The organism is Oribacterium sp. P6A1 (assembly GCF_000702885.1).
Taxonomy (GTDB): Bacteria; Bacillota; Clostridia; order Lachnospirales; family Lachnospiraceae; genus Oribacterium.
In genome coordinates this window covers 40596-54123 of record NZ_JNKO01000008.1, presented here as the reverse complement: position 1 = coordinate 54123, position 13528 = coordinate 40596, and the positions used below count along the sequence as shown (strand labels likewise).

Below are 13528 nucleotides of genomic sequence, written 5' to 3'. Positions count from 1 at the left end.
CAGCTGATTATCAAAAGATCTAAGAAAGGATATGACCATGAATATACATACTGCGAAAAAACTTATACCCGTCATAGCTATGATCTCCGTATTTATCATGTTTATCTGGAGTTATATTGAAGGCAACTGGAGTCATAGCTGGCTTGCTGTTATGGCCGGAGGAATAGTGATAACAGCCATCAGCATTCTTGGTAAAGAAGATAATAATAAAGGAAACAGAGCGTAAATGAAAAGAATATAGAAAATACTATGTCTCATACTTGCGCTTGGCATCATAATTAAAAACACCATTCCGGACAGCAGCAAAGCGGTATTTGAAGCTCCTGTTCAGACGGAAGAAGAGAACGGAACTAAATTAGCTGCATGGTAAAAAGAATAATCATAAAAGGGATCGGTGCAAAAACCGGTCCCTTGTTGATTAATCTCATATAACTACCTGAGTGTCATAGGTTGACAGCGAATCGTTCCGCGAGTCGCGTTCTCGTTTATGGCACTAAAAAATGCCCTTAGAGGAAGGGCACTGTTTTGGGGATATATTTAAAGAGAGGAGAGTTCTCTTTAAAGCAAATTAATTATGATGCTGAAGATACAACCGAATTGCATGCAGCGTAGTTTTTACAAGCTTCACGAACCCAGTTAAAACGCTCTTCATCTATATCATTTGGAACAGTACAGTCGGCGCCAAGAATCACACCGGTCTGTCCGCATTCTGAAAGAAGGGAATAAGTGGCTTTTTCCAGTTCTTCTCTGGAGCCTTTATATATGATGCCATCCTGTGAGAAGCCGCCAATGATACATTTGCCTTTAAACAGCTTTTTGGCTTCCTTAAGATTTGTTCCTTCTGCAACAACCGCAACACTTATGGCCGCAGCTGAATCATAGCTCTTATACAGTCTCAGATCATTTCCATGACCATGATATCCGCAGATATGAAGTATATTTGTATTTTTTATCTTTTTTGCTTCATCAAGTATCTTTTTCTCTGTGGGAGCAACATACTTTTTATGGAAAACTTCATTGAAGAAGCCGCCCTGATTGCTGCAGCTTAAATATATACCGTCAGCACCGCATTCTGTCAGAAGTACTCTGTTCAGATCGATTATACCTTCTGTCAGAATATCCAAAGCATATTTAACGGCAACAGGATCTTCTCTCATGAACTGCTGCATGATATCCTCTTTTGCTCCAAAAACAGGAAGACCCTGAGTGAAAGCATTTCTAAGAACCCATGCTGCGGAGAAGCAGGTTACATATACAGGTGCATCAACACCCTTGTATATTTCCATAACACGCTTTGTAAGATCAATCTGAGCCTTTGCATAAGGTGAATCAATCATAGGCTTCTTTATCTTGTAGAGATCAGAAGCTTTTTCGATTCCGCTGACATCCAAAGGCATCATCATGAGAGTATCATTCATTATCTTGATGATATCGGGAACAAACTTTTTAAGAGACGGCTTGTGGAGGTTTATATTGGCTTCAAGGGCCTCAGGATCATTTAAACCCATATTCCAGACATTTGGTGAAGTAAAATGATGAAAAAAGGCTATAGGAACTCTATCCACCGGCTGGTTGGAAAATGTCCTTTTGATTCTTTCCCTGTTTGTCATGACTTTCTATTCCTCCTTGATAAGAACAGCTCTCATGAAATAATAATGTGACAGGAGTATCCCGATAGGGGACTTGTCATAAGCTGTTTATTCCTTCAAATTATCTCAACTATACCTGCTGAATTAATATACTATCCTCAGAAATCTTTGTATAATATATAAAAATCTTTAATATATGAAAAAAAGCTATAACATTCTGCTCTCAAGTTAGAAATAATAATCAATAAGTTGGTCGATATATCTTTGTAGTTGATACACAGGTTGTGTAAGATTTTCTATGAAATCCTATATGTACCGTCGGACTCCGATTCTGTGCTGATCAGCGGAGTGATGTTTTAAAGCCGGGGAATGCCATGAAGATAAGCTCTCTTAAATATTTTATTGCAATTGCCGAAACAGGTTCCATAAACAAAGCCGCAAAAAAACTGTATGTAGCGCAGCCAAGTTTAACAAAATCCATTAAATTAATGGAAGCTGAACTTGGTGTTACTCTTTTCGAAAGAAACAAAGCAGGAATACAGCTGACCAGTGAAGGTGAAAAAATATATAAGGAAGCCCAGATCGTGCTGGATTACTACAACGGCTGGAAACAGCTTTCCAGCGAAGGTGAATCCATGACCATAAATGCTTTTACTCATATTTCCCTTGTGGGTTTCCTTATTCCAAAACTGCATATCCCCTTTCAAAGAAATCATGCCAATGTTCTTTTAAAGTATCAGGTAGATGCCACTCCGGAAAAACTGGTTGCTTTGAGTAATAAAAATCCCGCGCTGGCGGTGTGTCTTAACAGTCTTAACGATAAAGATGATTCATTATATACGGACGGGATAAAAAGAATAACTTTGATGGAAGGCTATTTCGGATGTCTCGTCAACAGGCAAAGTCCCCTTTCCAAATTCAAAGCTCTTCATTTTTCGGATCTTAAGGGGTACTGTCTGGCATTTCCCAGCCATTCATCAACTATTGATGAAAAAGACTCTGAGGTACGTGCATATTCCATGTTATCAGGTTTTGTTCCGGATCTTGTGAAGGAGATCACTATCGGTAATGTTATTACCGTAGATTCTGTTCAAACGGTTATCAAGATGGCCAGTGAACAGCCTGATGTTTTTGCTGTGAGTTTTTATCCCGCCAATGTTCGTTATTCTGAATATGAGAACGGAAATATGGTATGTATACCATTCTATGAAACAGCTACTAAAGGGGAAATCAGTCTGGTTTATTCGGAAAAACATTATAAGAGTATTTCTGCGTACAGGGATTTAGTGGAAATGATAAAATCCGAGGCAGATTCTTTCCTGAAAAAGGCAACTGCAGAATAGGTGCTGTTACAAAGCAGTCATAATCAGTTCCGGTTCCCTAACGATATCAGTGATTGTACATTTCTCTTCCAAGCCCGGTGATGGAAGTCCACAGATTCCACAGTCTCTCTGTGGTAAGGGGGCCATCGTTGAAGTTCGCATGGTTCACTGCCGCCAGCACATCGTTATAGTCTTTAAGGAGAAAGACACGTACGTCCATTCCGGAGAAATGGGTTACAGTAGGTATGAAATTCCAGGAACTTATTCTGGTTCCGGAATCATCTTTTTCAATGGTCACATCTGCAAGGCCTCCGAGGATTCGCGGAATCTTGGACTGGGCCGAGATCAGGTTTCCGCAGGACCAGAATACGAGACCGCTGTTTCCGGACATTGTAGTGATGTAAGATACAGGTTCCACCACATGGGGATGAGAGCATATAATCAGGTCTGCTCCTGCATCGATAAGGGAGTACACATAAGACTGCTGGAAGGCCGTGGGCTGGTACCGGTATTCTTCCCCGATGTGCAGAAAGCATACTGTAATGTCGGCTTCATTCTCTGCAGTTCTTACGTCATTCAGGAACTTGCCGGACTGCCCCAGAAGGTTCACCATGTAGTATAGGGACCCGGGCACTCTGAAGCCGTTAAGTCCATAAGTGTAATTAAACATGGCAAGACGTATGCCGTTCTTCTCCACGTAGTCGATGGTGTTAAAGGATTCCGGCGAGTCGTGGATTCCCAGAAGTGTTATCTCCGGATGGAACGTTTTCCAGTAATTAAGCGTGTCGTTTACGCCACGGACGCCCTTGTCCCAGGTATGGTTCGTGGCGGAAAGCACAATATCAAATCCGCTGTCCACCAGTGCCTCTCCCATGATCTGTGGGGTTCCGAAGGTGGGATAATCGCTGATCAGGGAGTTGTCGGAAATAAAAATGGTCTCCTGGTTTATGACAGCCAGGTCCCGGGACTGTATGGTGTCCAGAATCGGTGTGTAAAGGAAATGAAAATCATGGGTTCCCGAATATGGACGCCATGCCTTGTCTACTATGGTTTTATGAATAAGGTTATCGCCGGCCGCGATCATAGTGAGGGTACAAGGTTCACTTTCATTCTGTATGTTGACTGACGGTCCGTTGGTTTCCGGCTCACATGAAGGTATAGCAGCCATGGAATCTGTGGGTGATGCAGTCAGGATTAGAACAGTGCAGAGAAGTATCGTAATCCCCCAAAACCATCCGTTTCTCATCTTAAAATCTGCCGCAGAACCGTTTTTTTTATTTCTCATTTTTACCTCCTGACAAACATATCAGAACAAAGAACCCGTGAGCCTACCTGAAACATCGGACAGCAGGAAGTATAATATAAATAGATTTTTCTTTATATAATATTTGAAAAAGAGATTTTCCCCGAACTTATAAAGAATGATTATTTTCCGAAATGTAAAGATGAGTGGGTTTATAATTACTATTAACTGAAAGAAGTATGGGAGATTTGAAATGAACAGATTATTCACTAAATACCTTATAGCGGTTGCGGGAGCTTCGGTGATGCTGCTTTCAGGATGCGAATCAAGAGATCAGGTAATGGACGGAGACGGTATGTTACAGACTGATCCGCATACTGAGGTTACTCAGGATGACACAAAACCCGAGACTAAGCAGGATGATGGTCATAAGGCCGTGGATGTCGAGAAGCAGGATGAGTCTGAATCTTCTCCTAGGACAAAGAGTCTGGCAGCTTCAGATTCCGGAAAGAAGTCTCTGGCCAGGCGTTTATCCGGTAAATACAGCTATCATAACAGTGATGAAAATGGCAATGAAGAATTTTATATCATGGATGTGGTTCCCTTTGGTGACAATCTGTATGCTTATTGCGGCCATGCCATGCCGGATGATTATAAAAGTCTTGAGGCGTACAGCTTCTGGGCCTGTGAGTTTGTTCCCTATGATCCGGATGAGATGACAAGTGAAGACGGCAATACAGTGACTGTAAATGAACTCAGATTCTCAATGATGTCAAATGCGGGAATGTACTGGGATCCGGGACATAAAGGCACTATCACCCTTACTGATGACGGAATTCTTTTTGAGGGTTTTAAAAATGAGGATTTCCTTGTGCCGGAATATGATGACAGCAGGCTTTTTCTGAAGGATGACAGGGTAGAAGATGCTTTTGTATACCTGAATCGGGATGATAAATCAGGAGATAAAGATTTACAGGGACTCTGGATTCTTGATGATAGTAAAGGTTCAGACCTTTATCTTGAATTTACAGGATCGGATCTTTATATGTACAGGAAGGATTCATCCAAAGAAGTATTTTACATTGCGGGGGGATGTGATTTCCGGAACGGAACATTTACATACACAGCAAACCGCCTGGGATATGGAGGAATGCCTTTTGAACTGTCATGTGATTATAAACTGAGTGGAGATGAACTTAGTTTGAATATTGCAAATGCTGATGATTCTTTGGAGATCCCGGCGACCGGAAAATACAAAAGAGTAAATGACGGCAGTGCTCATGTAATCACCATGGATGAAGTTGAGTTTGATTCCTCATCCTTTGGTATGTATGGGGGGTATCAGAATTACGATGAGCTGAAATCACAGGACTATTACGGCGTATTTGTATCAGCATCAAAGAACCGGAATGAGTGCGTGGATGCTGTAGAGAAACTTGAAGGTGCAGGCTTTAACGGAAGCTTTCTGGTATATACACCTGATTTTTCCGGCCTTAATCCGGAACCTTACTATGCTGCCACAACCGGACTCTACACAACGGAAAGTGATGCCAAAGAGACCCTTTCAGAAGTGAAGGCTTCCGGCTTTGCAGACGCTTACGTGAAACATGCCGGAACATACATGGGAGATAAATACTGGTATACCATGTACAGCGGTGAAAATATTTCAGTACTGAAGGATGGTGTAATGCTTCAGGATGTGTCCCTTTCGATACCCTATCCGGCTATGGGTGAACCTGTTAAATACAATCTTCTTGTTTCCGGGGATGCGGTATTTGATGCATCTGCCGAAACCGGAAGCTTCGGAAACTATGAAAAGGGTGACACTCCTTATAAATGGATCATAAGAAACTATAAGCTTATGAGTGAAGATACGGATCGGTATCTTGAGAACGGACCTGCTTTAGCGGGAGTATTTGAGGTAAGTCTTGAAAACACCAAAATCACATCTTATTACGGAAGTTACTGGTGGGATTGATAATTGAACAGTAAAAAACCGTCAAGCGCATATCAAGTGTACATGATATGCATTTGACGGACAACGCAGCATAGAGTAGGGAGTTTTTTCCCTACTCTGTTTTTCTGCTCTATTGGGATAAGAGTTTTTATCAGCCTATGCTGTAGGTTACAGTTACATTTGCTTCAATGTCTGATTCTCCCGGCATGATGACAGCATCAGAAGCAGCTTCCGGAGAATTCTTCATGACTGATTGAGACCTATACTGAAGGGAGTAATCCTGATATCCCTCTGTAATATTCTTTATTTCGATAATTTTCTTTCCTGAAGCTTCAGCCAGAGCCCTGGCTTTTATGTCAGCATTGGCAACGGCTTCCTTCAAAGCTTCATTATAAGCATCATCATAGCTCGAGCAGGAATAGGTGATGTTATTCATGCTGTTGATTCCGGCTTCCACACACCGGGATATGACATTACCGGCATCTTCAATTTTCAGATCACTTACAGTAAGAGTGGTATCCACGGTATAGCCTACAATACGGTTTCCCACCTCTTCATCATAATCATACTGAGGGTAGATATCATAGTTTGATGTCTTAATGCTTTTTTCGTCCACCCCAAGTTCTTTCAGTTTATCAATTACCTGCCGGGCTTCCCGGCTGTTCTTGTCCTGGGCTGACTTTACATCCTTCTCCTCTGTGGTTATGGAAAATGTTATCTCCGCCATATCAGGGATGGCGGTCACTTTACCTGATGCCGATACGGTTATGGTGTTTGATGCCGAAGAATCTGATGGGATGCTCTGTGTCTGTGGCGAAATCGCAGGAATCTCATTGGTCTGGCAGCCGGTTAAAAGGGCGGAAGATAAGATTAATGCTGTGATTCCTATGCAAAGAGTTGATTTTTTGATATTTTTCATGATTTTCTCCTTTTCTGTGTTTTTTATCGTTCTAACCATATACACAGATTCCCGGGTGAAGAGGTCACAGAAAAACTAAAAAAAATTACAAAAAAAATTCAATACAAATACGAAGTTGTATTGTTTGTTTGTACTAAGACAATAAAAATTAATTTCAAATGAAAAAACATCATTTTATGTCCATTAAAAGTGGCCATAAACGGCCGATGTTTGTGCACTATTTATATCGTTTTGAAAAACCAAAGAAAAAAAGCATAAAATACACTATAAAAACAATACAACTATTTAAGGATAAAACCTTGTATTGTATTGATAATAGACAAGACCACTGTTACACTACGGTTAAAGCGTTGTGAAAAACAACTAAGATCGTGATTAATTGAATAAAGGAGGCTTTCTTATGAGAAAAATTCTCAAAAAGGTTGCGGCCGTTGCAGCGTCCGTAGCTATGGTAACAGGACTTGTGGCTTGTGGTAGTTCTTCAACTTCTGCATCTTCAGCAGGAGGACAGTCTATTGATAATAAGGACATTAAGATCGGTGTATCCATCTGGTCTTCAACAGATGTTCTTGGATCACAGTGTAAGCAGATTCTGGATGAGGCTGCAAAGTCATTGGGAGTTCAGGTTCAGTACGTTGACCAGGGACATGTATCAGAGAAGGTAACTGCTTCTGTGGAGCAGCTTGCCGCAGCAGGATGTCAGGGAATTGTTATTTGCAACTCTTCGGATACTGAGATGACTTCAGCCATTAAGACCTGTAATGACAACAAGGTTTATCTTGCACAGTTCTTCCGTGTTATTTCAAAGGACAATAGCGCAGATATCTATAAAGCCGCTACAGATTCTCCTTATTTCGTAGGTGCGGTTCATGAGAATGAGCCTGAGAATGGTGAGAAGCTTGTAAACATTCTCCTTGAAAAGGGAGACAGAAACATCGGTCTCATCGGATGGGAGCAGGGCGATGCTACATGGCTCGGAAGATGGGAAGGCTATAAGGCAGGAGTAGAGAAGTGGAACAGTGAGCATCCTGATGATCAGGCAAAGCTTTCTGAGCCGCAGTATGCAGGAACTACTTCAGAAGGCGGCTCCAAAGCTGCCGAAGCTTTGATGTCAGCTGACCCGACTCTTGATGCGCTTATTCCTGCAGGCGGCGGCGGAGATCCTCTTCAGGGAGCTATCGCAGCGGTTGAGCGTGCAGGAAAGACAAATGATATCGATATAGTATCAACTGATTTCCTTCCTGATCTTGGAGAGAGACTTGCAAACGGTTCCATGGCCGGTGAATCCGGAGGACATTACTGTGATCCGCTTATTGCATTTATGATGGTTTACAATGCAATCAAGGGCAACTACACAGGATTCGAAGGAAAATTCAATGACGTTCCGTTCCCGTATCTTTTTGTTTCATCCGCAGATGATTACAAGGCATATGAGAAGTACTTCGTAGATCAGCTTCCATACACTGATGATGAGCTTGTTGAGATGTCAAAGCTTGATTTTGAAGGATTAAAGGAGGCAGCTGCAAAGATCTCTATTGAGGATGCAGCCTCTCGTGCAGGAAAATAAACTATTGATCTGTCAAGAAACAGAAAAAGAGCCGGTATCGAGCGTAGGCACAGATACCGGCTTGGTTTTTAAAAAATAAAGAAGAGGTAATGAAATGAATTCTGCCACTGTGACAATGGATCAAAAAAAGATCGAAGGAAGCCTTCGGGGGTATATGATTTTACTTTTCCTGGTTGTGCTTTCATGGAGTATCTTCAAGATACTTACACCACATAATTTCGGAACACTAAATAATATGCTCAGTTATTTTCAGGCCAGTCTTATCGCCAGCGTAGGTGCTGTGGGATTCTATTTTGTCATGGTCATGGGCATGTTTGATTTTTCAATAGGCGCAAACATAATGCTTTCAGCAATCGTTGGCTGTGTTTTCGCAACAAAGTTGGGACTTGGATATATCGGGCTTGTTCTGGGAGCTTTATGCTGCGGATGTCTCGTAGGATTATTTAACGGAAGCTTTTACGTAAAACTCAGGATTCCATCCATGATAGTTACCACGGGTCTTGCTCTTATCTATGAAGCGGTTGCAAACTACATCGCGGGAGGAGTGGAGCAGACATTACCGGCCGGTCTTCGAATGTTCGGACAGATGCCGGGAGATATAGTTCTTGCGATTGCTGCCTTTTTAGTGGCTTATGTATTCCTGAATTATACGAAGATAGGTACATATACCTATGCCATCGGAAGCAATGAATTTGTAGCCAGGAATATGGGAATAAATGTCAATAAATATAAAGTTCTCGCATTCATTTTAAGCGGTGGCTTTTTGGGCATCATGGCGGTTCTGACTATCAGCTATGGATCTTCCATGGTTGCTGTTACAGGTATGGCCTCCATGAGCCGTAACTTTATCCCCACCATGGGCTGCTTCTTTGGAGTTGCTTTCAAAAAATACGGTATACCTTTACAGGCTATCATCATCGGTGAGTTCATCATCAACATTATATTTTTCGGATTTATTGCTTTGGGTGCCCCGACTGCCATTCAGGATGTAATCACAGGTTTTGCTCTCCTGATCATTATTACGGTAACCACAAAGATCAATAAGGGCGAAATTGTAAAGTGACGAAGGAGAAAGCAATGAGTGAAATTCGTTTACAGGTAAAAAATCTCTGTAAGTCCTTCGGTATTACGAAGGCAGTCAAAGATGTTTCATTTTCCGTCAATAAAGGAGAAGTTCACGCGCTTATCGGGGAAAACGGATCCGGAAAATCCACACTGACCAATATGCTGACCGGTATTTACAGTATCGACAGCGGTACCTTTGTACTGGATGGGGAGGAGATACATCCAAAGAATCAGGTTGATGCCAATGATCACGGAGTTTCCATCATAGTGCAGGAGCTTGGAACATTATCCGGTCTTACTGTAGCCGAAAACATATTTCTGGGACATGAAGACCGCTTTGTGAAGTATGGAATCAAAAATACAAAGCAGATGATCAGAGAGGCCAATGAGCTTCTTCATAACTATGGCTTTGACCGTATCAAAGCACAGCGAATGATAGATGATTACAATTTCGAAGACCGTAAGCTTGTTGAGATTGTAAAGGCAACCTATTTTGACCCTAAGATCGTGGTGGTGGATGAAACAACGACGGCTCTTTCCCAGGAAGGAAGAAATGAGCTTTACAAGGTGATGGACAGGATAAGGGCAAAAGGAAATACTATCATTTTCATATCCCACGATCTTCAGGAAGTACTGGAGCACTCTGATACCATAACCATATTACGTGACGGAGTTTACATTGACACTGTAAAAAGTGAAGATGTCACGGAAGAGGACCTGAAGCGTCTCATGGTAGGACGTGAAGTGACAGGAGACTACTATCGATCTGATTACGGCAGCGTCGTATCTCCGGAAGTCGTTCTTTCGGTTAAGGATGTTTCGGTTCCCGGACTTATCAGTAACCTTGATTTTGAACTTCATAAAGGTGAGATTCTGGGATTCGGCGGATTATCCGAATCAGGCATGCATGAAGTCGGAAAGGCCATTTTCGGTGCGTCCTATGACAGGAAGGGTTCAGTTACACTGCAGGATGGAACAGAAATCAATGATATCCCCACAGCTATACAGAACAGTATCGCATATACATCAAAGGACAGGGACAATGAATCTGTCGTACTGAATCAAAGTATCATGGATAATATCTGCCTCCCTTCACTGGATGAGCTTTCAGATAAGAGACATATGCTGAGTGATAAAAAACTCCGGGACTTTGCGGATAAATTCGCGAAGGAAATGTCTGTAAAGATGGTAAATGTTGATCAGTTTGTATCAGATCTCTCCGGCGGAAACAAACAAAAGGTTGTTCTTGCCAGATGGATCGGAAAGGACTCAGATATAGTTGTTCTGGACAGTCCCACAAGAGGTATCGACATAAAGGTAAAGCAGGATATATATCAGCTTATGGACAGAATGAGAAAGGCAGGGAAGTCTATCATCATGATATCTGAAGAGCTGATGGAACTCATCGGAATGTGTGATCGTATCATCATTATGAAGGATGGAATGATCAGCGGAGAGATTGAAAGACATGAAACTCTTGATGAAAACAATCTGATCACAATGATGGTTTAAGGAGGGATTATGGTTGCAGTAGGTAAAACTGAGATGACAACAGCTAAAGAAGGAAAGTTAAAGAAAGACATTTCCATAATGTCCATGGTCAAGACATTTCTTCCCATCGTTGGTCTCATCATAGTGTTTTTGATTTTTAATATACTTACAAATTTCAGGATGATCAAAAACATGTCTCTGGTTCTTTCACAGATCTATGTGACAATGATCGCCACCACAGGTGTGTTTTTCATCATGACTATGGGAGGCCTTGATTTTTCACAGGGATCCATACTTGGAATTGCATCCATAGTGGTGTGTATGGTATCTAAAATCAACATTCCCTTAAGCATAGTATGCGGAATTCTGACAGGTGCCCTGATAGGTGCATTTAACGGCTACTTCTATGTATACCGTAAGATCAAATCATTTATCGTTACCATATGTACCATGTTTCTGTTCCGTGGATTTATAAAGTATTTGACAACCAATGCTCCGGTTGCCGGATCTGCGGCTCTCATAAACTATGACAGCACAGGATTGAAAGTGGCTCTCACATTACTTATACTTGTTGTTGGTTTCGTGCTTTTCAGATTCACAAAATTCGGAACCTATCTTAAGGCAATAGGTGCAGGAGAAAAAGCCGCTATGTTTTCCGGTATCCGTACGGATAAGATGAAGTTCTTTGTTTATGTACTTTCCGGAGCCATTACGGGTTTTGCTGCATTCATCAATGTAATCAAAGTTGGATCGGTTACGTCATCCGGGGGAAGTCAGCTTGAGACACAGATACTGATTGCGCTGGTGCTGGGAGGTATGCCGATTTCCGGCGGTGCCAAAGTACGTTTTGAAAATATCATCGTAGGTTCACTTTTGTATATAGTACTGAACAGTGGATTGACCATGATGGGATTTTCCACACAGATGATGCAGCTTATTCAGGGAATAGTATTCCTGGTATTTGTAGCTGTATTTGCTGACCGGAAGTCATTACAGGTTATCAAGTAAGCTGTTATGATGGAAATCGCATGTAAATGCCTCTTGCCCGACAAAAAAGAGTGAGTGATATGGCAAAGGAAATCCACAAACATATAAATGAAAGTTTAAAATACCAGAAACTGTATAAATGGGGCCGTACACTGATCATGAGTGGTGTGCTGAAGGACGGCGACAAGTTTATGTCTGAACATGTACTGGAAAAAAAGTTTGGATATTCCAGACAAACGGTACGTGCGGCCCTTGAAAAAATGGAGCAGGAAGGACTGATTAAAAGAGTCCGGGGCAGCGGAACCTACGTCTCATACGAGACATTGACGGGAGATGATGGTGATAATAAGCCGCATATAGGTTTGATACTCAGCTATTTTGCCGATTATTTATTCCCGGAAGTTTATGCAGGCATAGAATCGGTTATGAAGGAACAGGGTTTTCAAATCGATGTTGCAATTACGAGAAATCGTTTGAATGAGGAAACCATGTACCTTGAGAATTTTTTGAAGGCAGGTGTATCGGGGCTTATCATTGAAGGTACACGTACAAGTTTTCCCAATCCCAATCTTCGTTTGTATAAGGAAATCAGAAGAAAGAATATTCCCACCATTTTTATTCATAATCATTATTCAAACATCTCTTTTGACAGCGTCGAGATGTCTGACTCAAAAAGCAGTTATGAGCTGACTAAGTATCTGGCAGCAAACGGACACAGAAAGATCGGTGCTATGATGAAGTCCGATGATATGCAGGGTATGGAGCGGTATCGCGGATTTACGGAGTGCCTTTCGGATTTCGGCCTTCGTTTTGACGATGACTGGGTACGGTGGTATACCACAAAGGATATGGAGGAAAAATTCAGCAAAAAAAGCCTGATGGAGTTTTATCGAAGGACAAAAGAGTGTACAGCTCTTATTATGTACAATGATGAAATCGCCTATCGGTATATGGATTTTCTGACAGAACGTGGTGTGAAGGTTCCTGAGGATATTTCGCTGGTTTCCTTTGATGATGCGAAAATGCAGGAAACAGGAGAGATAAATATCTTATCCGTAGTCCATCCGAAATTTGAACTGGGAAAAATGGCTGCCAATAATCTTCTGCGCATGATGAATGATCGTGATTGGACTCATCATAATTATGCATACCGTTTTCCCGTAGCTTTTAATTCAGGCAATTCTGTGAAAGATATAAGGTGACGATTCATTCAGGATAGGTTTAGTTTTAGTCAGAGCCGGAGGGCATCTTTTTATATGGATGCCCTCCGGCTCTTCGCAAATTTTATACCTGACTGAAATATTTACAATCATACATTTTTCGTTGGGTACAGGCGGGCTTTTGCCTGTCTTTTTTTTGTCATTTATGCTAAAATTAGCTCATCTTTG

The 13528-nt window shown here is 41.7% G+C and carries 11 protein-coding genes; 8 read left to right on the top strand and 3 right to left on the bottom strand.

Annotation, left to right across the window (positions count from 1 at the left end):
• Window positions 1–37 precede the first annotated feature (37 nt).
• On the top strand, window positions 38–226 hold the full coding sequence (locus tag T515_RS07555) for a hypothetical protein (protein WP_155988320.1): 189 nt from the start codon (window positions 38–40) through the stop codon (window positions 224–226).
• A 346-nt stretch (window positions 227–572) separates the two neighbouring features.
• Here the strand turns inward: T515_RS07555 and T515_RS07550 are convergent, their stop codons facing one another.
• Window positions 573–1610 (bottom strand): uroporphyrinogen decarboxylase family protein, encoded by a 1038-nt coding sequence (locus T515_RS07550; protein WP_036609424.1) that lies wholly within the window; start codon window positions 1608–1610, stop codon window positions 573–575.
• A 353-nt stretch (window positions 1611–1963) separates the two neighbouring features.
• On the opposite strand from T515_RS07550, the gene T515_RS16550 reads away from it, so the two are divergent.
• Window positions 1964–2932, top strand: coding sequence for a LysR family transcriptional regulator (locus T515_RS16550; protein WP_051671551.1), 969 nt, complete (start codon window positions 1964–1966; stop codon window positions 2930–2932).
• Window positions 2933–2978: 46 nt separating this feature from the next.
• Here T515_RS16550 and T515_RS07540 read toward each other — a convergent pair whose 3' ends face one another.
• On the bottom strand, window positions 2979–4196 hold the full coding sequence (locus T515_RS07540) for a CapA family protein (protein WP_036609422.1): 1218 nt from the start codon (window positions 4194–4196) through the stop codon (window positions 2979–2981).
• A gap of 211 nt (window positions 4197–4407) precedes the next feature.
• Here T515_RS07540 and T515_RS07535 point away from each other — a divergent pair, with 211 nt between their 5' ends.
• Complete coding sequence (locus tag T515_RS07535) at window positions 4408–6132, top strand: hypothetical protein (protein WP_036609420.1); 1725 nt, start codon at window positions 4408–4410, stop codon at window positions 6130–6132.
• Between the two features lie 130 nt (window positions 6133–6262).
• Here the strand turns inward: T515_RS07535 and T515_RS07530 are convergent, their stop codons facing one another.
• Window positions 6263–7030: an SIMPL domain-containing protein gene (locus tag T515_RS07530; RefSeq protein WP_051671550.1), complete on the bottom strand. Its 768-nt coding sequence runs from the start codon at window positions 7028–7030 to the stop codon at window positions 6263–6265.
• A gap of 400 nt (window positions 7031–7430) precedes the next feature.
• Between T515_RS07530 and T515_RS07525 the strand changes: the two genes are divergently transcribed.
• The 5 genes from T515_RS07525 (at window position 7431) to T515_RS07505 (ending at window position 13342) form a co-directional block, all read left to right on the top strand.
• Window positions 7431–8597: a sugar ABC transporter substrate-binding protein gene (locus T515_RS07525; protein WP_036609418.1), complete on the top strand. Its 1167-nt coding sequence runs from the start codon at window positions 7431–7433 to the stop codon at window positions 8595–8597.
• 94 nt (window positions 8598–8691) lie between these two features.
• The gene (locus T515_RS07520) at window positions 8692–9660 is read left to right on the top strand and encodes an ABC transporter permease (protein ID WP_036609416.1); all 969 of its coding nucleotides are present in this window, start codon (window positions 8692–8694) and stop codon (window positions 9658–9660) included.
• 14 nt (window positions 9661–9674) lie between these two features.
• The gene (locus T515_RS07515; RefSeq protein WP_036609414.1) at window positions 9675–11174 is read left to right on the top strand and encodes a sugar ABC transporter ATP-binding protein; all 1500 of its coding nucleotides are present in this window, start codon (window positions 9675–9677) and stop codon (window positions 11172–11174) included.
• Window positions 11175–11252: 78 nt separating this feature from the next.
• Complete coding sequence (locus tag T515_RS07510) at window positions 11253–12161, top strand: ABC transporter permease (protein ID WP_442950147.1); 909 nt, start codon at window positions 11253–11255, stop codon at window positions 12159–12161.
• A 59-nt stretch (window positions 12162–12220) separates the two neighbouring features.
• Window positions 12221–13342: a GntR family transcriptional regulator gene (locus tag T515_RS07505; protein WP_036609412.1), complete on the top strand. Its 1122-nt coding sequence runs from the start codon at window positions 12221–12223 to the stop codon at window positions 13340–13342.
• The last annotated feature ends 186 nt before the right edge of the window (window positions 13343–13528 follow it).

Excerpts from the sequence above, each read along its gene's own strand:
- T515_RS07555 (WP_155988320.1), top strand. The coding sequence starts at position 38 with ATGAATATACATACTGCGAAAAAACTTATACCCGTCATAGCTATGATC.
- T515_RS07550 (WP_036609424.1), bottom strand. The coding sequence starts at position 1,610 with ATGACAAACAGGGAAAGAATCAAAAGGACATTTTCCAACCAGCCGGTG.
- T515_RS16550 (WP_051671551.1), top strand. The coding sequence starts at position 1,964 with ATGAAGATAAGCTCTCTTAAATATTTTATTGCAATTGCCGAAACAGGT.
- T515_RS07540 (WP_036609422.1), bottom strand. The coding sequence starts at position 4,196 with ATGAGAAATAAAAAAAACGGTTCTGCGGCAGATTTTAAGATGAGAAAC.
- T515_RS07535 (WP_036609420.1), top strand. The coding sequence starts at position 4,408 with ATGAACAGATTATTCACTAAATACCTTATAGCGGTTGCGGGAGCTTCG.
- T515_RS07530 (WP_051671550.1), bottom strand. The coding sequence starts at position 7,030 with ATGAAAAATATCAAAAAATCAACTCTTTGCATAGGAATCACAGCATTA.
- T515_RS07525 (WP_036609418.1), top strand. The coding sequence starts at position 7,431 with ATGAGAAAAATTCTCAAAAAGGTTGCGGCCGTTGCAGCGTCCGTAGCT.
- T515_RS07520 (WP_036609416.1), top strand. The coding sequence starts at position 8,692 with ATGAATTCTGCCACTGTGACAATGGATCAAAAAAAGATCGAAGGAAGC.
- T515_RS07515 (WP_036609414.1), top strand. The coding sequence starts at position 9,675 with ATGAGTGAAATTCGTTTACAGGTAAAAAATCTCTGTAAGTCCTTCGGT.
- T515_RS07510 (WP_442950147.1), top strand. The coding sequence starts at position 11,253 with ATGTCCATGGTCAAGACATTTCTTCCCATCGTTGGTCTCATCATAGTG.
- T515_RS07505 (WP_036609412.1), top strand. The coding sequence starts at position 12,221 with ATGGCAAAGGAAATCCACAAACATATAAATGAAAGTTTAAAATACCAG.